18 protein-coding genes are annotated in these 20,830 nt (G+C 63.2%); 8 read left to right on the top strand and 10 right to left on the bottom strand.

What is annotated here, in order from left to right; all coding sequences use genetic code 11:
• Window positions 1–13: 13 nt before the first annotated feature.
• Together NKH54_RS10055 and NKH54_RS10050 are read right to left on the bottom strand one after the other, a co-directional pair.
• Entirely contained in the window at window positions 14–3,202 is a 3,189-nt protein-coding gene (locus NKH54_RS10055) for an efflux RND transporter permease subunit (protein ID WP_353028132.1), read from the bottom strand.
• Window positions 3,196–3,456 (bottom strand): hypothetical protein, encoded by a 261-nt coding sequence (locus tag NKH54_RS10050; protein WP_023704858.1) that lies wholly within the window; start codon window positions 3,454–3,456, stop codon window positions 3,196–3,198. Before NKH54_RS10050 ends, NKH54_RS10055 begins: the two co-directional genes overlap by 7 nt.
• A gap of 234 nt (window positions 3,457–3,690) precedes the next feature.
• Between NKH54_RS10050 and NKH54_RS10045 the strand changes: the two genes are divergently transcribed.
• Window positions 3,691–4,272 carry a TetR/AcrR family transcriptional regulator gene (locus NKH54_RS10045; RefSeq protein ID WP_023668517.1) on the top strand — a complete coding sequence of 194 codons (582 nt, stop codon included), beginning with the start codon at window positions 3,691–3,693 and terminating at the stop codon, window positions 4,270–4,272.
• Window positions 4,273–4,608: 336 nt separating this feature from the next.
• On the opposite strand, the gene NKH54_RS10040 is transcribed toward NKH54_RS10045, so the two are convergent.
• From NKH54_RS10040 to NKH54_RS10010, 7 genes are all read right to left on the bottom strand, one after another.
• On the bottom strand, window positions 4,609–5,631 hold the full coding sequence (locus tag NKH54_RS10040; RefSeq protein WP_023668516.1) for a LacI family DNA-binding transcriptional regulator: 1,023 nt from the start codon (window positions 5,629–5,631) through the stop codon (window positions 4,609–4,611).
• A 136-nt stretch (window positions 5,632–5,767) separates the two neighbouring features.
• Window positions 5,768–6,562 carry an ATP-binding cassette domain-containing protein gene (locus tag NKH54_RS10035; protein ID WP_023668515.1) on the bottom strand — a complete coding sequence of 265 codons (795 nt, stop codon included), beginning with the start codon at window positions 6,560–6,562 and terminating at the stop codon, window positions 5,768–5,770.
• A 4-nt stretch (window positions 6,563–6,566) separates the two neighbouring features.
• Window positions 6,567–7,553, bottom strand: coding sequence for an ABC transporter permease (locus tag NKH54_RS10030; protein WP_023668514.1), 987 nt, complete (start codon window positions 7,551–7,553; stop codon window positions 6,567–6,569).
• 108 nt (window positions 7,554–7,661) lie between these two features.
• On the bottom strand, window positions 7,662–8,594 hold the full coding sequence (locus NKH54_RS10025; RefSeq protein WP_023687083.1) for a substrate-binding domain-containing protein: 933 nt from the start codon (window positions 8,592–8,594) through the stop codon (window positions 7,662–7,664).
• 296 nt (window positions 8,595–8,890) lie between these two features.
• Window positions 8,891–9,919, bottom strand: a complete 1,029-nt coding sequence (locus tag NKH54_RS10020) for an ABC transporter permease (protein WP_353028131.1) — start codon at window positions 9,917–9,919, stop codon at window positions 8,891–8,893.
• Entirely contained in the window at window positions 9,916–11,460 is a 1,545-nt protein-coding gene (locus NKH54_RS10015) for a sugar ABC transporter ATP-binding protein (RefSeq protein WP_353028130.1), read from the bottom strand. Before NKH54_RS10015 ends, NKH54_RS10020 begins: the two co-directional genes overlap by 4 nt.
• Before the next feature lie 137 nt (window positions 11,461–11,597).
• A complete protein-coding gene (locus tag NKH54_RS10010; RefSeq protein WP_023668510.1) occupies window positions 11,598–12,755 on the bottom strand; it encodes a fumarylacetoacetate hydrolase family protein in 1,158 nt (385 codons plus the stop codon).
• A gap of 176 nt (window positions 12,756–12,931) precedes the next feature.
• On the opposite strand from NKH54_RS10010, the gene NKH54_RS10005 reads away from it, so the two are divergent.
• The 6 genes from NKH54_RS10005 to NKH54_RS09980 all read left to right on the top strand — a co-directional run bounded on the left by NKH54_RS10005 (window position 12,932) and on the right by NKH54_RS09980 (window position 19,099).
• Window positions 12,932–14,209 (top strand): NAD(P)/FAD-dependent oxidoreductase, encoded by a 1,278-nt coding sequence (locus NKH54_RS10005; RefSeq protein WP_353028129.1) that lies wholly within the window; start codon window positions 12,932–12,934, stop codon window positions 14,207–14,209.
• Between the two features lie 96 nt (window positions 14,210–14,305).
• Window positions 14,306–15,187 (top strand): ABC transporter permease, encoded by an 882-nt coding sequence (locus tag NKH54_RS10000; protein WP_352519957.1) that lies wholly within the window; start codon window positions 14,306–14,308, stop codon window positions 15,185–15,187.
• On the top strand, window positions 15,184–16,011 hold the full coding sequence (locus NKH54_RS09995; RefSeq protein WP_023709184.1) for an ABC transporter permease: 828 nt from the start codon (window positions 15,184–15,186) through the stop codon (window positions 16,009–16,011). The genes NKH54_RS10000 and NKH54_RS09995 overlap by 4 nt, the downstream gene beginning before the upstream one ends.
• Before the next feature lie 25 nt (window positions 16,012–16,036).
• Window positions 16,037–17,143, top strand: a complete 1,107-nt coding sequence (locus NKH54_RS09990) for an ABC transporter substrate-binding protein (RefSeq protein ID WP_023668506.1) — start codon at window positions 16,037–16,039, stop codon at window positions 17,141–17,143.
• A 281-nt stretch (window positions 17,144–17,424) separates the two neighbouring features.
• Entirely contained in the window at window positions 17,425–18,024 is a 600-nt protein-coding gene (locus tag NKH54_RS09985) for a helix-turn-helix domain-containing protein (protein ID WP_023684396.1), read from the top strand.
• Complete coding sequence (locus NKH54_RS09980) at window positions 18,014–19,099, top strand: ABC transporter ATP-binding protein (RefSeq protein WP_023684395.1); 1,086 nt, start codon at window positions 18,014–18,016, stop codon at window positions 19,097–19,099. The genes NKH54_RS09985 and NKH54_RS09980 overlap by 11 nt, the downstream gene beginning before the upstream one ends.
• Before the next feature lie 440 nt (window positions 19,100–19,539).
• Here the strand turns inward: NKH54_RS09980 and NKH54_RS09975 are convergent, their stop codons facing one another.
• Window positions 19,540–20,244, bottom strand: coding sequence for an SOS response-associated peptidase (locus NKH54_RS09975; protein ID WP_353028128.1), 705 nt, complete (start codon window positions 20,242–20,244; stop codon window positions 19,540–19,542).
• Window positions 20,245–20,430: 186 nt separating this feature from the next.
• On the opposite strand from NKH54_RS09975, the gene NKH54_RS09970 reads away from it, so the two are divergent.
• The gene (locus NKH54_RS09970) at window positions 20,431–20,784 is read left to right on the top strand and encodes a nuclear transport factor 2 family protein (RefSeq protein WP_023684393.1); all 354 of its coding nucleotides are present in this window, start codon (window positions 20,431–20,433) and stop codon (window positions 20,782–20,784) included.
• Window positions 20,785–20,830: the final 46 nt, after the last annotated feature.

Here is a 20,830-nt window from a genome sequence, read left to right as displayed (position 1 = left end):
TTGGTCTCCAATTCTATTCGGCTGCTTCGGCCAGGCGCATCGGCGCTGGTTCGGCAGTCGGTTCATTATTGTCCTGGTCATGAGCAGCGTTCGGTTCGCTGCGCACGCGGCCTTCGCGCAGCTGTTCGATGACCGCGTAGAAGACTGGCACGAACACCAGCGACAGGATGGTCGCCGCGACCATGCCGCCAAACACGGTGGTGCCGATCGACTGCCGGCTTGCCGCACCCGCACCCGTCGCAAACATCAGCGGCAGCACGCCGAGGATGAAGGCGAAGGCCGTCATCAGGATCGGCCGCAGCCTCAGCCGCGCGGCTTCCATTGCCGCGTCGACAATGCTCAGTCCCTCCTCGCGCCGCCGCCTTGCAAACTCGACGATCAGGATCGCGTTCTTGGCGGCGAGGCCGATCAGCATGACGAAGCCGATCTGCGAGTAGACGTCGATCTGCATGCCGCGCAGGAACAGGGCTGCGAAGGCGCCGAACAGGGCCAGTGGCACCGCCAGCAGCACCATGAACGGCATCGCCCAGCTCTCATACTGCATCGCCAGGATCAGGAAGACGAAGACGATGGCGAGGCCGAAGACGACCGACGCTATCGATCCTGCCTTGAGCTCCTGGAAGGTGATGCCGGTCCATTCGAAACCGAAATCCCTGGGCAAAGCGGTGGCGGCGGCCCGTTCCATCGCGGCAACCGCCTGGCCCGACGAGAAGCCGGGGGCTGCGCCGCCATTGATCGTGGCCGAGGCGTTGTTGTTGTAGTGCGGCACGGTTTCCGGGCCGACGAACGGCACCAGTTTGCCAAGTGTGCTCAGCGGCACCATTCCGCCGGAGGCGTTGCGCACATAGAGCCGCGAAAGGTCGCCTGCGTCGGCACGTGCATCCTTGTCGGCCTGGATGGTCACCCGGAAGGTGCGGCCGAACAGGTTGAAGTCGTTGACGTAGAGCGAGCCGAGATAGATCTGCAGCGTGTTGAAGACGTCGGGCAGGTTGAGGCCGAGCAGTTTGGCCTTGCTGCGGTCGAGGTCGTAGTTGAACTGCGGCGTCGAGGTCGAGAACGGCGAGAACAGCTGCTGCGGGTTGATTTCCGGCTGCTTGCGCGCCTCGGCGATCACGGCTTGCGTCGCGTCGTTGAGGGCTGAACTGCCTCGCCCGGTGAGGTCCTCGACGACGAATTCGAAGCCGCCCGTGGTGCCGATACCCGGGATCGAAGGCGGATCGAAGGACAGCGCGAAGGCTTCCGGAATCTGCATCAGCTTGCCGCGCACATCGGAGACGAGCTTGGACGCGCTCTGGTCGGGGCCGCGCTCTTCCCACGGCTTCAGGATGGCGAACTCGACAGCCGAGTTCGACTGCGCCGCACTGGTCAGGAAGTTCAGGCCGCTGATCGAGCCGACAATCTCGACGCCGGGTGTTGCCTGCAATATGTCGCGCGCTTTCTGCGCCACCGCGTCGGTGCGTTCCAGCGAGGCGCCGTCAGGCAGCTGGATGACGACGAAGAAGTAACCCTGGTCCTCGACCGGAAGGAAGGTCGAGGGCAACTTCTGCCAGACGAAGTAGGTGGCCACCAGGCCGGCCGCGAACAAGCCGAGCATGATCCAGCGCAGCCGGATGAGGATACGCACGCCGTGCGCATAGGCATGCGACAGTCTGTCGAAGCCCGTGTTGAACCAGCGGAACGGGGCGAACTGCGTCTCGCCGCGATGGCGCAGGAAGGCGACGCTCAGCGCCGGGCTGAGCGTCAGCGAGTTGAAGGCGGATATGCCGACCGAAATCGCCACCGTCAGCGCGAACTGATTGTAGAGCTTGCCGGAGACGCCGGGAATGAAGGCAACGGGCACGAAGACGGCCATCAGCACTGCGGTGGTGGCGATGATCGGTCCGGTGACCTCGGCCATCGCGGCCTTGGTCGCCGCCAGCGGTTTGAGGCCCGCCTCCAATTGTCGCTCGACATTTTCGACCACCACGATGGCGTCGTCGACGACGAGGCCGATGGCCAGCACCATGCCGAGTAGGGAGAGCATGTTGAGCGAGAAGCCCATCATTTCCATGACCACCATCGTCGCCACCAGCGACACCGGAATGGCGATGGTCGGGATGATCGTCGTGCGCCAGCTCTGCAGGAAGATGAACACCACGGCCACGACCAGCACCAGCGCTTCGCCAAGCGTGATCAGCACGTCATGCATCGATGCCGACACGAAGCGCGTGGTGTCGTAGTGCATGGCGTAGCTGACGCCCTTGGGGAAACGGGCCGACAGTTCCTGCATCTTGTCCTTGACGTGCTGCTGCAGATCGAGCGCGTTGGAACCGGGCATCTGGTAGACGGCCAGCACCACCGTCGGGTCCTTGCCGAAGAAGGCCGACGACGAATATTGCAGCGCGCCGAGCTCGATGCGGGCGACGTCGCGCAGTCGCACCAGCGAGCCGGTGCCGGTGTTGGCGCGCACGACGATGTCGCCGAACTCCTTGGGGTCGCTCAGGCGGCCGACGGCGTTGACCTGCATCTCGAAGGCGGTGCCGGCGGGCGCCGGCGACTGGCCGATCTTGCCGGCCGCCACCTGGACGTTCTGTTCCGAGATGGCATTCTGGACGTCGACCGCGGTGATGCCAAGATTGGCGAGCTTGTCGGGATCAAGCCAGACGCGCATCGAATAGCGACGCTCGCCGAAAATCTGCACATCGCCGACGCCGGGCAGTCGCTTCAGCGGATCGACGACCTGCAGATAGGCGAGGTTGCTCAGCGCCACCGGATCGACCGAACTGTCGGGCGAGGTCAGGTTGACGATGAGGACGAAATTCGGGTTCTGCTTCTTGATCGTCACGCCACCCTGGTTGACGATCGCCGGCAGCGACGAGGCGGCTTGCGAAACGCGGTTCTGGACGTCGACGGCCGCGGTGCTCAAGGAATAGCCGACATCGAAGGTGATGGTGATGGTCGAGGAGCCGTCATTGGAACTCGACGACGACATGTAGGTCATGCCTTCGACGCCGTTGATCTGCTGCTCAAGCGGCGTCGTCACCGTATCGGCGACCACTTGCGCGCTGGCGCCCGGATAATGGGCGCTGACTACGACCTGCGGCGGCGTGATGTCGGGAAACTGCGAAACCGGCAAAAGGAAATAACAAATCGTCCCGGCGAGCACCATGATGATGGCGATGGCCGAGGCGAAGATCGGACGATGGATGAAATAATTTACCACGACACGCAAACCTCTTTAGAAGAACCGGCCTCTTTAAAAGAATGGGCAGACCGGGACAGCCGCCTGCCGCGCACTGAGCCCGGGTCCTGCAAAAAATACGAAGACGGCGCCGCGCCGCTGAGGCCCTGCTCATCGGCCACGGTCCTCAGCATCGCTTCGAAGGCGCGCGGGTTGACGCGGTCCGCTTTCATCACCAGCCGGATCATCGGATCCCGGATGGCTTCATCGATGGTCAAATCCTTGCGCTGCGACATTGGAGCGTCTCCATTCCAGCGATTCGCATCGGATGATCGCGAACCGGTTTTCATCTCTTCACCGGCCGGAGCCGCATGACCTGCACCTTTGTGATCTGGCAGGACCAGTTCACGGCCTTGTTATTGACTGAAGGCCACATAGGTGTTACCAGTAAGTAACATTCGGATAGTTACAGACCGGTAACACCCTAGTCAAGAGGTGAACCGAATTTTTAGGGAGACAAGGAGACTGCGATGGCAGACGGCATTACCGATCGCGTGCGCCCCCGGGACCGAATCCTGGAGACGGCGCAGGACATGTTTCACAAGCATGGCATCAAGGGCGTCGGTGTCGACGCCATCACGGAAGCCGCCGGCACCAACAAGATGACGCTCTACCGTCATTTTGAGTCCAAGGACGAACTGATCGTCCAGTGCCTGCGCGCGTCGGCGGCTAAAGGCGCCGCGATGTGGGACCAATTCGAGGCTGAGCATCCCGGCGACAAGCTCGCCCAGTTGCATGCCTGGATTCGCATGGCCGCTGCTTGCCTGGCGGCTGACGGTCGCGGCTGCGACATGGCCAATGCCGCCGCCGAATTGACCGAGCCGGACCATCCCGCCAGGAGCGTGATCAAGGAGCTCAAGAGCGCGCAGCGCGATCGCCTCGTTGCGCTGTGCCGGGATGCGGGCATCGGTCAGGCCGAGCTTCTGGCCGATACGCTGTCGCTGCTGTTCGAAGGGGCGCGCGTCAGCGTGCAGACCATGGGCTGCCAGGGCCCCAGCACGCAGTTCGTGCGCATGGCTGAAGGCCTGATCAGCTCTTTCAGGGCGCGCTGAATTCCAGCTTTCGGAGTTGAGGAGTCCCCATCCGGCGGGGTGGCTTTTGGCTATTCTCCGAACTTGCCAGTCAACTCTAATTTAGATTCATTTGAGAATGAAAAAAGCCCGCTGCCGGGAGGAGGTGGCAGCGGGCTCGATTTCGAGCGAGATGCGGGAGGAGGTGCACCGCGCTCAGCGTCGGCATCGCATCTGGGAGGAGTAGATGGCCGACACCCAGATGAGTACGGGTTGCCCAATGATTCGGCAACAATGAAAGTTGCATGGCTGCTGTGCAGATTTGCGGCATCTGCCCCGACTTGTCATACAAATCGGAAAAACCGCCACGGCGCGAAATCACTGCACCGGCACGTTTTCCTTGAAGATCAGCCGTGGCTCGATGAACTTCTTCGTCAGGTAGGGCGCGGCGGACGCGATCGAGCCGAGCAGGCGGATCACAGATTGCTCCGCGATCAGCCGCGCATTCTGGTCGATGACGACATCGGCGAGGTCGTCAACGAGATAGCCGCGCGTTTCCTTGGTCAGGTCGTGGCAGATGAAGACCGGCTTCTTCTTTGGCTTGGCCTCAAGCAGCGCTCTCGCCACACCTGAGCGCCCGGCGCCGACGCAGTAGATGCCGAGCAGTTCCGGCTCGTTGTGCAGCGCCTGCATCGTTGCGGTGTAGCTGCCCTCCGGTTCGTCATTGATCTCGACCGCACTCGAGACCGTGAGATTGGGGAATTCCTCTGTCAGCACCGACCGAAAGCCCATCTCGCGCTCCTCGTGCCCGCGATAGGAACGCGAGCCGACGACCATCGCCAGATGACCCTGGCGGCCATTGAGGAAGCGCCCCATCAACAGCGCCGCCGTGCGTCCGGCAACCCGGTTGTCGATGCCGACATAGGCCGAACGCGGGGCGGCTGGAACGTCGGAGACCAGCGTGACAAGGCGGATGCCTGCCTCGACCACATCGCGCAATATGTTGCGCGTTCGCGGATGATCGACGGCAATGACGCCGACGCCATTGGCCTTCAGCGACAGATTTTCAACCGCCGCCTGCAGCGCTGCCGGCGAGATGCCGCCGAGATTGTGGATCCGGCACGAGGCGACCAGCGGCAGGCGCCCCGCATAGTCCTCGATGTGCCCGGCGAGGTCGATCATGAAACCGTTGGCGCCGATCGGCAGGAAGAATTCAAGATGCGCCGGCCGCGACGGCAGCGTCACCTGATCGACCACCGGCAAATAGCCGAGCTGCTTGGCCGCCTCCATCACCCGTTGGCGGTTGGCGGCGCTCGCGCCGGCCCGGTTGTTCAGAACCCGGTCGACGGTCGCGGTCGACAGGCCGCAGCTCCTGGCTATGTCGGCAACGGTGGCTTTCATGGCTGTAGTCATAGAGCATGATCCCGAAAAGTGGGAACCGGTTTTCTCGGACAAACGGGAACCGTTTTGTCAAAAGGTCATGCTCTACAACGAGTTAGAGCGGATGCGTTTCCGTGCCAGACGGCGCGAAGACGGTTCAGCCGTGCGATGGCCCGCCTTCGATGATGGCGTCGCGGATCTCCTTGTCCGACATCCCGGTGATGATGCGTTCGACCTCGGCCACGCTGGTCTTCTTCGGGTCGATGTCGTCGGCCACCACCTTGCCCCGGCGCATGACGACGATGCGGTCAACCACCTGGAAGACATGGTGGATGTTGTGGGCGATGAAGATGCAGGAATGCCCGGAATCGCGCGCGTTGCGCACGAAGCTCAGCACGCCTTGCGTCTCGGCGACGCCGAGATTGTTGGTCGGCTCGTCGAGGATGATCAGGTCGCTGTCGAAGTGCATGGCGCGCGCGATGGCGACGGCCTGCCGCTCGCCGCCGGACAGGGAGCCGATCGGCGTCGTCGGCGGGATGTTCTTGGAGATGCCGACCTGTTTCAGCAGGTCGCGCGCGACATTGTTCATCGCCTCCTGGTCCATGCGGTTCAAAAAGCGCGGCGGTTTGATCGGCTCGCGGCCGAGGAACAGGTTGCGCGCGATCGACAGCTGCGTCACCAGTGCCGAATCCTGGTAGATCGTCTCGATGCCGTGCGCGATGGCGTCGCTGGTGCTGCGCAGATTGACCTTCTTGCCGCGGATGAAAATGTCGCCGCTAGTCAGCGGCACCGCCCCCGACAACACCTTGATCAGCGTCGATTTGCCGGCGCCATTGTCGCCGAGCAGGCCGACGATCTCCCTTTCGTTGACATGAAAATTGGCGTCTTCGAGCGCCTGCACGCGCCCGTAGGACTTTTTGATGTTGGACATGCGGATGAGCGGTTCAGCCATGGTTCTAGGTCCCTGCCTGATGCCGGCGTTCCAGCCATGAGTGCAGCGCCATCATGCCGAGGATGATGGCGCCGATGAAGATGTTGTAGGCCAGCCCGGGCACGCCGATCAGCACGATGCCGTTGCGCATGACGCGCAGGATGAGGATGCCGAGCACGGTGCCGATGATGGTGCCGCGCCCACCGGTCAGCGCCGTGCCGCCGATCACCACCATGGCGATGACTTCGAGCTCGTAGCCGGTGCCGCTGTTGGGGTTGGCGGCCGACGTGCGCAGCGACGAGATGACGCCGGCAAGCGAAGCCATCACCGACGACAGCACGAACAGGCCGATCTTGACGCCGCTGACGTTGACGCCGCGCGCCCTTGCGGCGCCTGGATTGCCGCCGGCTGCCTGGATCCAGTTGCCGGTCCGGCTTTGCGTCAGCACGTAGCCCAGCGCGATGGCCGCCGCGATGAACCAGAAGAGCGACATGTAGATGCGGAACGGGCCGATGAAGAAATCACCGACCAGCGCTTCGGCCAGCCAGCTGCCCTCGGCGCTCCACGTCCGCTGCGGAAAGCCGTCAGTGACGAACAGCGCGGTGCCGCGCACCACCAGCAGCATGCCGAGCGTCACCAGGAAGGATGGGATTTTCAGCTGCGTGACGAACCAGCCATTGACCAGGCCGATGAAGGCCGCGATCAGCAGCGCGGCGAGGAAGCCGACCTCCAGCGAGGTCAGGCCGCTGTTGAACAGCGTCCACATCAGCACCGGCGAAAAGCCGAACAGCGAGCCGACCGACAGATCGAATTCACCCGACGTCATCAACAGCGTCATCGCCAGCGCGATCAGCCCGAGCTCGACGGTGAAGGCCAGCGTGTTGGAGATGTTCTGCGGCGACAGGAAATCGTGGTTGATGCTCCAGAACACCGCGATTTCGACGATGAGCAGAACGAAGGGCCCGAATTCCGGCCTCGCGATCAGGCGTTGGATGAGCGAACGGTTTTCCACTGATAACCTGCGACAGGAAGGGGAAGGCTGAGCCCAGCGCGCAACGCGAAGGGCTCGGCGAAAGACAGTCGCGACCGCGGCTGCGGCCGCGACTGTTGAACGTCTGGGTTATTTGCCGGACAGGATGTCGTCGTAGACCTGCGCGGTGTCCTTTTCATAGAGCGCGCCGGTGATGACGTTGAAGCCCGGAGGAATGCCTGACGCCGCCATGTTGGCCAGCGACAGCGCGACGTAGCTGGTCGCCTGCGGGTCCTGCCACTGGCCGGCATTGACGTAGCCGGTCAGCACTTCCTGGGTGGTGTCGAGCGAGTTGCCCCAGCCGACGACCGGGATTTCGCCCGGCTTGATGCCGGCCTGGTCGAACACCCGCTTGATCGAGCCGGTGACCAGATCGCCGAGGCCGATGATTGCCTTGACCTTGGCCTTGTTGGCGGTGAGATAGTCGACCATGCGGTTGATGGCTTCGGCCTGGTCGAGCGTCGCTTCGGTGATCTCATAGGTGATCCCCAGCGGTTCGAAGACGCTCTTGATGCCTTCCTCTTCCTGGACGCCGTAGGTGGCGCCGGGGATTTCGACCGGCATCCAGACGAAGTCGCCCTTCTTCACCAGACCCTTGTCGACCAGATATTGCGCCCAGTGCTTGCCGAAGGTGACGTTGTCGCCGCCGACATAGGCGTCGAAGCTTGCCTTGGGATCGGGCGTGTTGAAGTTGATGATCGGGATCTTGGCGGTGTTGGCTTCCTTGGCGATTTCGATCAGGCTGCCCGGATCGGGGCTGGTGGTAACGATGCCGTCGGCCTTGGCCGAGATCGCGGCGCGCACGGCCTCCTGCTGCGAGGCAACGTCGCCATTGTGGAACGAAGTGTTGACGGTGTTGCCGGTGTCCTTCGCCCATTGCTTGGCGCCGGCCAGGAAGTAGGTCCATACCGGGTCGGCCGGGCCGCCATGTGAAATCCAGTAGAACGTCTTGGCCTGTGCCGCCGCCGGAACGGCCAGCGCCACAATCAAGCCAAGCACGAGTAATCGTAGCCTCGTCAGCATTTGCTTTCCTCCCATGTTGAAAAACGACCTCCACGTCCGGCGATGATCCGGGCCATGCCCTTGATCCTCTCCTCCTGCCAGCGCCGACCCGGATGCGCAGAGCATCTTCTTTTGCGGCCGATGGCAAGCCTCTATCCGCCCAATGGATGGTGGCGCGATGCAACGCGCCATCATCGATCCCATCAGATCGCATCAGTTAGAGGGCAATTCCAGGAAAAGTGTGAAACGGTTTTCCGTCCGGAATTGCGTCAACCAAGAGATAGAGATATTCCCCGGCAAGCAGGCGGGGCTTAAACTCAGGCGCGCGGATTTTCCTGGAAGCGCTCGGCCTGGCGGATGCGCAGCACCTTGTCCAGCCGGTCGAGCGCGAGCGCCAGCACCATCACCGCGCCGATCACGAAGGGGCTCCATGCGGCGTCGATGCCGAACAGGGTCACGCCGCTCAAGATGACCTGGACGATCAGCATGCCGATCACCGCACCGAAGACGGTGCCGCGCCCGCCGGAAAGCGAGGTGCCGCCGATGATCGCCGCGGCAATCGCCATCAGCACGAAACCGCCGCCTTGGTCGAAGTCGGTAACGGGAGAGCCAAGCCACAGCGCGCCCGCCAGCCCCGAGACGATGCCCATCAGCACCAGCGTCTGCAGCCGCACAGCACCTGTCGGGATGCCGGCATAGAGCGCCGCCTGCGGATTGCTGCCGACGGCCTGGATCCGGTAGCCGAAGCGGCTGCGGTGAAGCACGAGGTGCATCACCACCGCCATTGCAACGAAGACAAAGACAGCCGTCGGCACAAGGCCGAACAGCTTGCCGTGAACGATCTCAAAGAAGTCGCCGCCTGGGCTGGCCGGAGCTGTCGCTTGGATCTTGACGGCCACCGCCGCCAGGCCCCGGAACATTGCAAAGGTGCCCAGCGTAACGACGATGGCCGGCAGTCGCAGCGCCACCACCAGCAGGCCGTTGACGAGGCCGAGCCCGGCGCCGAGCAGCACGCCGGCAAGGGCGGCAAGCCACGGGTCGATGCCGGCGGCCAGAAGGAATGCGGTGAGAAGGGCCGCGAGATGGAATATCCAGCCGACGGAAAGGTCGATCTCGCGGAGTGCGAGCACGAACACCATGCCGATCGCCAGCATGCCGGGATACGCAGCGGTTTCCAGCAACGACAGCACATTGGCCTCATCGAGGAAATCCGGCCGGGCAAAGCCTGTAATCGCCACCAGGACAACGAGCCCGATGAGCGGCCTGAGTTCGACGGCCAGGCGAAGGCTGCGCTTCGGGTGGGCAGCCGAACCGGCAAGCTGCAGCGTGGGATCCAATCGTGTCATGCCATGGCTCCCACGAGTTTCTTTTTCGGCCGCTCCGCCTCCGGCATCTCGCCGGTGGTGGTCAGTTGCAGCACTGTCCTTCGCTTCATCTCGGCGCCGGACAGCTCGCCGGCGACCCGGCCTCGGTGGAAGACAAGGACGCGGTTGCTGAGGTTGGTCAGTTCGGACGGCTCGACCGAACGCAGCAAAACGATACAGCCATTGGCTGCCATCTGCCGGATCAGCGCATAGATCTTGCGCTTGGCAGCCGCCTCGATACCGCCAGCCGGATTGTCTAGGAGCAGCACTTGCGGCGCCGTCTCCAGCCATTTGGCGACTACGATCTTCTGCTGATCGCCGGCCAGCAGCGAATTCACCGGCGCGTCCGGCAGGCCCTTGATGCGCAGCGCATCGATCTGCCTTGCGGCGGCGGCGATCGCGGCCTTGGGCGAGTAGCGGCGCGACCCCCAGTTGCGGGCGCCCGTAGCGATGTTGCCTATGTTGAAGGCCAGCGATCGGTCGGGCATCAGGCCGTTGCACAGGCGGTTGGCCGGCACCAGGCCGATGCCGCGCCGCGCCGCTTCGGTCGGATTTCCAGGCAAGCCGTAGCCGTCGGGGAGCCGCACCCTGCCGCCTTGCGCCTCGCGCAGGCCAAACAGCATCTCGAACAGGTCTTCAACGCCCGACCCCTCAAGCCCGGCCAAGCCGAGGATCTCGCCGGAGCGGGCGGTGAAGCTGACGCCGGAAATCCGGCCGCCGCTCAGACCCTCCACCGTGATCCGCGGCCTTATCGTGCTGGCATTGGCCGGCAGTGCAGGCGGGAACAGGCTGCCGCGCTGCTGGCCGATCATGGCGTCGATCACATCGGCTTCGCTCAACGCCGAGCGCTCACTTGTCAGCACGTCACGGCCGTTGCGCATCACGGTGACCTGGTCTGCGATCGCAAACACGTCCTCCAGCCGGTGCGAGACATAGAGCACGCTCGTGCCCTTGGCCTTGAGGTCACTTAGTACGGTGAACAGGTGCTCGGTCTGGCGCCGGTCGAGCGCAGAATTCGGTTCATCGAGGATCAGCAGCCTCGGGCGTTCCAGAATTGCGCGGCCGAGTTCTACATATTGCCGTTCGCCCATGCCGAGTTGTCCCACAGGAGCGTGGACATCGACGTCGAGCTTGAGTTGCCGAAGCAAGGTGCGGCTGCGTGCCTCCATCTCGCGCCTGGAGACGAAGCCATTGCGCAACGGCTCGCGATTGACGAACAGATTGGCCAGCACCGAGCGGTCGGCAAACAGGCCGAGCCCCTGGTGGACGACGCCGAAGCTGTGCTTGCGTGCAGCGATCGGGCTGTCGACGGTGACGATCTGGTCGCCGACGCGGATGGTGCCGCTGTTGGGCCGGAGCACGCCGGCAAGCACCTTCACCAGCGTCGACTTTCCGGCGCCGCTTTCACCGACGACAGCATGGATGGTCCCCTGTCCGACAGACAGGTTCATATCCCTGAGCGCGACAACGCCGCCATAACGCATGGCGAGATTGCGCACCGATATCATCGGCAAACCGAGCATGCGATTCGGCCCCCACAGACCGCGCCCCGATCCTGGAGCGAATTTCCGATACAGTCACCCGGATTCCGCTAACAAACGGCTTACAGGGACCGGATACGAACGTTTATCGGCTATCCGTTCGTCCCGCTGCTCCGAAATCAGATCAGGTCGGCCTTGGCGAGGTCCCGCATGAGATGGCTGGCGCCGTAGGTCCAGTGCGGGCAATCGGGCGACAGAAGCACGCGGTTCACCAGCGCGCCGAATTTCTCCGACGAGATGGTGACGATGTCGCCGATCTTGTGGGTGAATCCCTTGCCCTTCTCGCCGCGATCCTTCGACGGCACGAACATGGTGCCGAGATAAAGCGCCAAGCCGTCGGGATACTGGTGGTGCGGCCCCATGGCGGCCGCGACCAGCTCTTCGGGCGAACGGCTGATCTCGGCCATCGAGCTCGCGCCCTCCAGCGAAAACCCGTCCTCGCCCTCGACCTTCAGCCGCACAGTGGCGCGCTTGACATCGTCGATGGAAAAGCTTGCGTCGAACAACCGGATGAAGGGCCCAAGCGAGGCCGAGGCATTGTTGTCCTTGGCCTTGCCGAGCAGCAGCGCCGAGCGTCCCTCGACGTCGCGCAGATTGACGTCGTTGCCGATGGTCGCGCCGACGATCTTGCCGGTGCTGGCGGCGATCATGGCGATCTCCGGCTCGGGGTTGTTCCAGGTGGAGACAGGATGCAGCCCGACATCGGCGCCGAAGCCGACGGACGCCATCGGCTGGCATTTGGTGAAGATCTCGGCGTCGGGGCCGATGCCGACTTCCAGATATTGCGACCAGGCGCCGCGCTGGATGAGCTTGGCCTTGATCTCCATCGCCTCAGGCGAGCCGGGCTTCAGCTTCGACAGATCGTGGCCGATCAGCCCGGCAATGTCGGCGCGGATGGCGTCGGCCTTTTCCGCCGAGCCGCGCGCCTGCTCCTCGATGACGCGTTCGAGCAGGCTGACCACGAAGGTCACGCCCGACGCCTTCACCGCCTGCAGGTCGACAGGCGAGAGCAGATAGGGTTTTGCCGGATCGCGGGTGGCCTGAAAACTGTTGGCGGCGATCGCGTCGAGCGAGCCGATCGGTTCGCCCTTGGCAGAGCGCACGTGTCCGGCCGGATCGGCCATCTCGCAGATGTCGCGCACTGTGGGTGCGGTGGTCGAGGTGACGTCGAAAACGATGCCGTCGCGCACGGTGACCACCAGCGGATGCGAGGCATCGCTTGCCCTGGCTCGGCCGATGAAGAGCCCGTCGGCGGGAAGCTGCGTTGGGTTCGTCATGGCTTACGGTCCTTTGATGATCGAGATGGCAGCTAGGCCGCTGCACTTTCACCGGATTCACGCCAAAGGTCTATCCCGTGGCGCAGGCAAGTGTCGGTTCTGACATGAGGCCCGCTCTTTCAAAAAAATGAAACTGGCACTAGAATTTTCATTTTCCGCATACTCCAGGTGAAGCCTTGCCCGCACCGTTTTCCGTTCCGATCTGGCAGAAGCCGCAGACCGCATCCGCCTTCCAGTTGCTCGTCACTGCGCCGGTCGACGTTGCCATCATCGGCGGCGGCTTCATGGGCCTGTCGACCGCCTTGCACGCAGCCCGGCTCGGTCTCGGTGTACAGGTGCTGGAGGCTGGCGAGATCGGCCAGGGCGCCTCGGGCCTCAATGGCGGCCAGGTCATTCCCGGCCTGAAATATGATCCCGAATGGCTGCTCGAGCATTTCGGCCCCGAGCGTGGCCAAGCGCTGGTCGATTTCGCCGCCTCGACGGCGGATACGGTGTTCGATCTCATCCAAGACGAAAAGCTGGCGGTGCCGTTCACCCGCAATGGCTGGATCCAGGCCGCGCATACCGAAACCGCATTGAAAGCGGCGGCGAACAGGGATCGTCAATGGCGGGCGCGTGGCGCCGATGTCCGGCTTCTGAATGAAAGCGAGATCGCCGCTATGACCGGCGCGCAAGGCTATCTCGGCGGCTGGCTCGACCGCCGCGCCGGTATCATCGATCCGCTCGCCTATACAGTGGAACTGGCGCGCATCGCCGCCGCCGCCGGCGCCAGCATTGCCGAGCGGCAGAAGGTGGTGAAACTCCGCAAGCAGGCCGGCCTTTGGCGTGTCTCAACCGAAAGCGGCGCCGAGGTGCGGGCGAAAGCGGTTGTCCTGGCGACGAACGCCTATACCGATGGACTGCTTCCGGGCCTCGCGGAAACGATCGTGCCGCTGCATTCCTTCCAGGTCGCGACCGCGCCGCTGTTATCCAACCTTGCGGCGACGATCCTGCCGGAAGGGCAGGCGGTGTCCGACTCCAGGCGCATTCTCGTCTACTACCGCAAAACAGCCGACGGCCATCTGGTGCTTGGCGGCCGCGGCGGCATGGCGCGGCCGAGGAGCGAGGCCGACTGGGCGCATCTGCAGCGCGCGCTGGTGCGGCTCTATCCGGCGCTCTCCGATGTCGTCATCGAGAAGCGCTGGTTCGGCCGCGTGGCGATGACACCGGATCACCTGCCGCACATCCATGAGCCGGAAAAGGGCCTGCTCGCCGTGGTTGGTTGCCAGGGCAGGGGCGTCGGCCTGATGACCGCGCTGGGAAAACGCATGGCGGGCTACCTCGCGGGCGGCGATGTCAATCAATTGCCGTTCCCGCTGTCGCCGGTCCGGCCGATTCCGTTCCACGCCTTCCGCCAGGTCGGCGTCGCCGCGACCATCGCCTGGTACCGGATGCTCGACGCCTTCGAGCGCTGATTGGGCGCCGGTCGCCTAGGGCTCGTGGATTCAGCTTGACAGTTTCACAAATATGAAAAAAGCTAAGCCGATTTCATATTTCCGTTGAGCAGTCCGATGTCGAGCATCGTTGCACCAGAAGCGCCGGCAGGGTCGTCCCGAGGCTTCCGCTTCGCCATGTTGCTGCCGGGCGGGCTCGTCACCTTCTTCCTGATCCTGTTTGCCCTCGGCCTGGTGCTGTTCCTCGCTTTGCGCGGCAATGACGGCTCGCTGCTCGGCGCCGGCTTCACGGCAGGCAACTTCATCACCGTGGTCTCCGATCCGCTCTACTGGACGGTGACGCTGCGCTCGCTGGTGATCGCCGGCCTGGTGACGCTGGCGACCGTCGTCACCGCCTATCCCGTCGCCTACTATCTCGCCTTCCATGCCGGCCGCCGCCGCAGCCTGCTTTTGTTTCTGGTGACCCTGCCGTTCTGGACCAGCTATCTCCTGCGCGTCTTCGCCTGGAAGATCGTGCTCGCCTACAACGGCGTCTTGAACTCGGCGCTGATCGAAAGCGGCATCTGGTCGGAGCCGACGCTGGCCTTCCTCAACACGCCGGCGGCGGTGGTCGTCACGCTGGCGCATGCCTATGCGCCCTTCGCCATCCTGCCGATCTATGTGGCGCTGGACACCATCCCGAAATCACTGCTCGAAGCCGCCTCCGATCTCGGCGCCAGACCGTTCACGGCGTTTCGCCGCGTCGTCTTGCCCAATTCGATGCCGGGCGTTCTGGCGGCCGCCCTCGTCGTCTTTGTGCCGACGGTCGGCGACTATGTCACCCCGGCCATGGTCGGCGGTCCCGCCAGCACCATGATCGGCACATTGATCCAGTCGCAGTTCGGCAAGGCCAATGACTGGCCGTTCGGGGCGGCACTTTCAGTCTGCGTGATGCTGGTCATCCTCTGCGTGGTGCTGGTCGCACGCGGCGCCGACCGCAAATTCGGCAGCCGCACATGAGCGCGGCGCGGAGAGATGATGGCCGCGGCTGGCTCGGCGTCTATGTGCTTGCCTATCTCGTCTTCCTCTATCTGCCGGTGCTGTTGATCCCGCTGTTTTCCTTCAACAACTCCATCCAGGCCGCGTTTCCGCTGCAGGGCTTCACGCTCGAATGGTATGCCACGCTCTATGGCAATCCGGCGCTGTCCGGCGCGCTTTTGAACAGTCTCGTCATTGGCGTCGTGGCCGCCGCCGGCGCCACGCTCTGCGGCATCACCGTCTCCTATATGGACCTCTACGGTCGTTCGCCGCTCGCCGCCACCATCAGCGCCATCTCCAGGCTGCCGATCCTGATCCCCGGCGTCATCGTCGGCATATCGTTGCTGATCCTCGTCAATCTCATCGGCCTCGGCCCGTCGCGCATCGCCATCGTTCTCGGCCACATACTGGTGGCGCTGCCGACCACCGTGGTGATCATGCGCAGCCGGTTTGCCGCAATTCCGAAAACCATTCGCGAGGCCGCACTCGATCTCGGCGCTTCCGACTGGACGACCTTCCGGCGGGTGATGTTGCCGCTCTCGCTGCCGGCCATCGTCTCGGCCTTCATGCTGGCCTTTCTGATTTCCTTCGACGAGTTCATCGTCGTCTTCTTCCTCGCCGGCACCGAGCCGACGCTGCCGCTCTACATCTGGAGCCAACTGCGTTTTCCTCGCTCGCTGCCGACCGTGATGGCGCTGGGGACAGCTATCCTTGCTGTGTCCGTCATCATCGCCGGCATCGCCGAAATCCTGCGCCATCGCGGGCTGAGCACAGCCCGTCGGACGGCGCCCACCAGTCCAGCCTGAACCATAACAAAAGAGGAGAACCGAAATGGCATTCGACCCGAAATCAATTACTGGGCTGAAATCGATCACTGGCCCGAAATCGATCACTGCAAAGACAGCCCGCACCGGGCTTGCCGCGCTTGCAATCGTCCTGTCGTCGACTGTCGCCTTCGCCGCCGACAAGCTGCAATATTTCACCTGGTCGGGGTACGAGCTGCCCGACTTCAACAAGAGCTTCCTGACGGCCCATCCCGATGGCGTCGAGGCCTCGATCTTCGGCGACGACGACGATGCCTTCACCAAGGTCAAGGCCGGCTTCCGCCCCGATATCGCCCATCCCTGCTACGACAAGGTGGCGCGCTGGAACAAGGAAGGCCTGCTGCAGCCGATCGATACCAAGCGCATCAAGAACTGGGATTCGATCTTCCCGGTGTTCAAGAACCTGCCCGACATCCAGGCCGGCGACGGCAAGGTCTGGATGGTGCCGTGGGATTGGGGCAACACCTCGATCCTCTACCGCACCGATCTGGTGAAGAACCCGGAAGCGAGCTGGAACCTTCTGTGGGACAAGCAATATGCCGGCCGCATGGCGACCATCGATGCCGTGCATGACACCCCGATCGTTGCCGCACTTCTGGCCGGCGTAAACCCCTTCGACATGACGCCCGAGCAGATGGACAAGGTGGCGGAAAAGTTGCGCGAGCAGCGTCCCCTCCTCTCCAACTACACCACCGACATGACCTCGGTCGAACAGGCGCTGGCCAGCGGCCAGCTGGTCGCCGCCATGACCTGGAACGCGTCGGCAACCTCGCTGAAGAAGCAGGGCGTGCCGGTCGAGTTCATGAAGCCGAAGGAGGGCATGCTGACCTGGGCCTGCGGCTTCGTCATGCTCAAGGACGCCAAAAACGTCGACCTCGCCTATGACTTCATCAACAGCCGGCTCGACGCCGACTCGGGTAAGTACCTGATCCAGGCCTACGGCTATGGCAGCTCGCTCAGCACCGCCTTCGCCGGCGTGGCGAAGGACGAACTGGACAAGCTGCAATTGCCGGCGGACCCGGAGGTGATGCTGAAGACCACCATCTTCACCGGCCCGATGAAGCAGAACGACGATGTGGCGAAGATGTTCGAGAAAGTGAAGGCGGGCGGCTGAGGGATCCATCGCCGACGGTTGCGCTGCCCCTCACCTGCCTGCCGGCATCCTCTCCCCGTATAGTGACGGGGAGAGGGGCGCTGTCACCAGCGATTTCGCAAATCGCAAACGTTGCAGAAATGGCGCCGAGTTTGCGACCAGCCGCTTTCTCCCCGTCACTATACGGGGAGAAATGTCCGGCAGGACAATGAGGGGCAGCGCCGACGGCAGGTAATTGTGACTAATCTCCTGAAGCCCGCGGGTCTTGCCGCCGCGCCAAAGACTGCAACAAGGACCAACTGATGGACATGCTTGAAGCGAAACCAAAGGCCGACGCCGACATTCGCGTCGGCCGGCGCGTGCGGGCGCTGCGGCTGGAGCGCAATTTGTCGTTGGCCGAGCTGGCAGCAAAAGCCGGCGTCTCCATCGGTGCGCTGAGCCAGATCGAGCGCGGCCTGTCTTCGCTGCGCGTCAAGGTGATCTGGCCGCTTGCGGCCGCGCTCGACATCGAGCCTTCGGCGCTGATCACCGACGGCAACGAAGCCGCCAACGATCTCTATTGCGTGCGCGCCGACAAAAGGCGGCAGCTCCCGGTCAAGTCGGAAGGCATCGCCAAGGCGCTGCTGTCGCCGCCGGGCGCGGCGCTGACCGGCCTCTTGGTGACCGTGGAAGCCGATGGCGGCACGGCGGAAGCCTATGCGCATATCGGTCACGAGTTCGGCTATGTCCTGTCGGGCGAGGTCGAACTGGTGGTGGACTCGACAAAATACGTGCTGAAGAGCGGCGACTCCTTTGCCTTCAAGAGCACGCTTCTGCACGCCTTCCGCAATCCCGGCACCGAGCCTTGCCAGATCCTCTGGGTCAACACCACCAAGCCGTCCGAGGTTCGCGATGGCGCCTGATGCGCTGGTACGCCTGGACACGGTCTCGAAGGTTTTCCCCGGCGGCATTGTCGGGCTCGACGCCGTCGATCTCGACATTATCAGCGGCGAGTTCATCACCCTGCTCGGGCCCTCGGGCTGCGGCAAGACCACCAGCCTGCGCGTCATTGCCGGTTTCGAGAGCCCGTCGAGCGGCAAGGTGCTGCTCGATGGTCGCGACATCACCGCGCTCAGGCCGTTCGACCGTCCCGTCAACACCGTGTTCCAGGATTATGCGCTGTTCCCGCATATGAACGTCGCCGAGAATGTCGGCTTCGGCCTGTCGCTGCGCAAACTGTCCGGCGCCGAGCAGGCAAAGCGCGTCCGCGAAGCCCTCGACATGGTCGGCCTCGCCGACAAGCTCGGCGCCCGCGTTTCCGAACTGTCGGGTGGCCAGCGCCAGCGCGTCGCGCTCGCCCGAGCCATAGTCTGCGAGCCGCGCGTTCTGTTGCTCGATGAACCGCTGTCGGCGCTCGATGCGCATCTGCGCGAACAGATGCAGGTCGAACTGAAGCGGCTGCAGTCGCGGCTCGGCACCACCTTCGTCATGGTCACCCACGACCAGACCGAAGCGCTGTCGATCTCCGACCGCATCGTCGTCATGAACAAGGGCCGCATCGAGCAGATCGCGCCGCCGGCTACGCTTTACGACCGGCCGGCGACGAAATTCGTCGCAAGCTTCATCGGCACCATGAACCTCTTGCAATCGCGCTTCATCGGCCGCGACGGCGACCGCCTGCGCTTCGCCGCTGGCGGGCTTTCGCTGGAAGCAACATCTGAAACCGGCGACACACCCGGCGAAGGCACTGAGCGCACCATCGGCGTTCGCCCCGAGGACTTGCTGGCCACCACCGATGCCGCCGCCGGCACCGCGCCGGCGCGCGTCAACTCCATCGTCTTCCACGGCCGCACGCTGCGGCTGCATGCTGAGCTGGGGCAGGGATTGCCGGTGGTGATCGATGCGCCGCGCCAGGCCGAGGGCTTTCAATTCAGCGTCGGCGACGTGGCGCATATCAGCCTGCGCCGTGGTGCCAACTGCCCTATGCTGCGAAGCTGATCCAACCCAATCCCTTCATCGACGGTTGGATTTAACCTGCTGTGAAGATCGCCAAGGTGGAATTAAGTGTGAATTGACTCGCAAAGGAACATATTCCTACTTTGCGGGATGCCCGAACTAAGCACCCGACCGCGCCGAAATGTGCAAACCCTCTGCTTGGCGCATGAAGTCGGGCAGCTAATTCGTGTTCGATGTCGGAACTGCAACATCACTCGACACTATCTGCCTGGCGATCTCGCAAAGCTGGTTGGTGATATCCCCTTTTGGGATGTGGAGCGGCACATGCGGTGCGAGCGCTGCAAAGGTCGTGAGCTCGATGCAGGCATCATTCTGCCAAGCGCTGCTGAACGCCTTAAAATTCGCGTCAGACGTCTTGTCGAAATCCGCATGGTTCGCCGGGTAATCTGGCGAGACGACGATTGAGGAGAGCCGATTTCGGGCTAAAACAGAGACCCTTGGGCCGGGGCCTGTGGTGGGAACTTGATCTGTGTGGCTGGCTTCTCAACGATCACCAACGCGTCGTTGGGCGCCGTCCGCTGCAAACGCCGTGCTTCCGACCATGGCGCCGTCAGCCAAGCCTCGGTTTCCTTCGGCGTGGTGAGGATCACGGGCATAGCCTTCTCATGTATCGGCGCAATGAGAGCATTAGGCTTGGTGGTCATGAAGGCGTATAGCTCGAAGTCGCCGGGACCGTCCTTGACCTTTCGCACGCCCTGCCAAGACGTCCAGAAACCAGCGAAGAAGAACAGCGGCCGGCTCTCGCCACGGGCAAACCAGTAATTTCGCTGGATTCCTGTTTCCGGGTCTTTATCGTTCGCCGCAGGGCTGGGCTCGGCAAAGCTGGTCACCGGCACGACACATCTGTGCTCGACGCCCACATATTGCTGCCAGTGCGAATATTGCGGATTGCGAACGTTGGTGGTGCCGTAGTCGGCCTTACCTTTCATGCGCTCGGGCGGCGTTGGCAACCCCCAAAGCAGTTTCGCCAGTTCACGCTCCCCATCCGTCCTGTTGCGAACGACAAGCCCAGGTTGATTGGGATAGACATCAAGCGAAGGTTCGAGGTTGCCGCTGATATCGCGCAATGTGCGGGTCCATTGGCGGACCGCCTCTTGCGTCGTCGTGATGTTGTAGAGGTTGCACATGCACCCAGCATTGCGGAATTGGCTTTTGTCTGCAACCGAAGTCGCTGTCCGACGCCGCCGCAATCGTCGTCACACAGCCGCGCTATATCATCGTCCTGACACACCTTGTCAGCTGTCGTGCGGGTAAAGGTGGCGGGCCGGCAAGCGCTTCCCTACTTCAAACCAGTCTGAACAGGAGGAACACACATGACCATCGCGGATGTTGCCAAGGATTTCACTGAAATGCTCCAGCAGGGGGATCACCTGGGTGCTGGTGAAAAGTACAATGCCGATGATATCGTCAGCCTCGAAGCCATGGAGGGGCCGATGGCCATCGCCCGTGGCAAGGAGGCTCTCAGGCAAAAGGGCGAATGGTGGCAAGAGAACCACGAAGTCCATGGCGGCTCTGTCGAAGGCCCCTATGTCAACGGCGACCAGTTCGCGGTGCGCTTCAAGTTCGACATAACGCCCAAGGCGACCGGCGAACGGGTCACCATGGACGAGGTTGGCCTGTACACGGTCAAGAACGGCAAGATCACCGAAGAGCGCTTCTACTACTGAGCCCGGGTGCCGTCGGGTTCCGGCGCGCGCTTCGCTGCACGACCCA

It is taken from the genome of Mesorhizobium sp. M1004 (assembly GCF_040318795.1).
Taxonomy (GTDB): Bacteria; Pseudomonadota; Alphaproteobacteria; order Rhizobiales; family Rhizobiaceae; genus Mesorhizobium.
The sequence above is the reverse complement of the archived record's forward strand: the minus strand, read 5'-3'. Positions and strand labels throughout refer to the sequence as shown.